Origin of the sequence: Streptomyces sp. NPDC051219, assembly GCF_040682335.1 — a bacterium.
Classification (GTDB): Bacteria; Actinomycetota; Actinomycetes; order Streptomycetales; family Streptomycetaceae; genus Streptomyces.
On the sequence record NZ_JBFBAS010000093.1, the window covers coordinates 1 to 1313 of the forward strand.

At 65.2% G+C, this 1313-nt stretch carries 2 pseudogenes; both read left to right on the forward strand.

The window, feature by feature from the left end:
* Positions 1-282: pseudogene (locus tag AB0M62_RS34850) on the forward strand (transposase); the annotation flags it as partial.
* A 176-nt stretch (positions 283-458) separates the two neighbouring features.
* Positions 459-1272 (forward strand): annotated as a pseudogene (locus AB0M62_RS34855) (IS256 family transposase); the annotation flags it as partial.
* Between the last annotated feature and the right edge of the window lie 41 nt (positions 1273-1313).

Here is a 1313-nt window from a genome sequence, read left to right on the forward strand (position 1 = left end):
GGCGACAACCCCAACCGCCTGCGCACCGAGGCTTCTTTCGCGGCCTTGTGCGGCGCCGCCCCGGTCCCTGCCTCCAGCGGCGAGACGAACCGTCACCGGCTCTCCCGCGGTGGGGACCGCGCGGCCAACGCGGCCCTTTACCGGATCGCGCTCGTCCGGATGGCCCGTGACCGGCGCACCCGCCACTACGTCGAGCGGCAAACCAAGGCCGGGCGGACGAAGAAGGAGATCATTCGTCTCCTCAAACGCGCCATCGCGCGGGAGATCTTCCGCTATCTCACCACGACGTTCGCGGTTCCCGAGATCGCTGACCTCAGGCCGGCCCGCCAGGCCAAGAACATCACGCTCACCGCCGCCGCGAACCACTTCGGGGTCTGGCCTGCCGTCATCTCCAACATCGAACGAGGTCATCGCCGCGACGATGCCTTCGCCGACGCCTATCGCAGCTGGCTCGCTGCCGCTTGACCAACGATAGGAGCATCAAGGTGATCGACGGCATGAACGAATGGCAGAACCGGCCGCTTGACTCGGTTTACCCGGTCCTGTTCATCGACTGTGTGCACGTGAAGCTGAGGGATGGTCAGGTCTCGAACAGGCCGATCTACGTCGTGCTCGCGGTCACCGTCGAGGGCACCCGCGAGATCTTGGGCCTGTGGGCCGGCGACGGCGGCGAGGGCGCCAAGTACTGGCTCCAGGTGCTGACCGAGATCAAGAATCGCGGAGTTGACGACGTCTGCATGGTCGTCTGTGACGGACTCAAGGGACTTCCCGACGTGATCGGGACGGTCTGGCCGCAGGCGATCACGCTGACCTGTGTCGTTCACCTGCTGCGGGCGTCGTTCCGTTACGCGGCCAGGCAGGACTGGGACAAGATCTCGAAGGCGCTCAAGCCCGTCTACACGGCGCCCACCCAGGACGTCGCGGAGGAACGCTTCCTGGAGTTCGGAGAGACGTGGGGCAGGAAGTACCCCGCGATCGTGAGGCTGTGGGAGAACGCCTGGGCCGAGTTCGTGCCCTTCCTCCAATTCCACAGTGAAATAAGGCGAGTTGTCTGCACAACCAACGCCATCGAGTCGGTCAACGCCCGCATCCGCAAGGCGGTCCGCTCCCGCGGGCATTTCCCGAACGAGCAAGCAGCGATCAAGTGCGTCTACATGGCCGTCATGAGCCTCGACCCCACCGGGCAGGGACGCAAACGCTGGTCACAACGCTGGAAGGCCCAACGCCTTCGAGATCACCTTCGACGGTCGGCTCTCCGCCGCCCGCCGCTGACCCACTAACAACTCCAGAACCAGCCTTCACTGGACAGACCC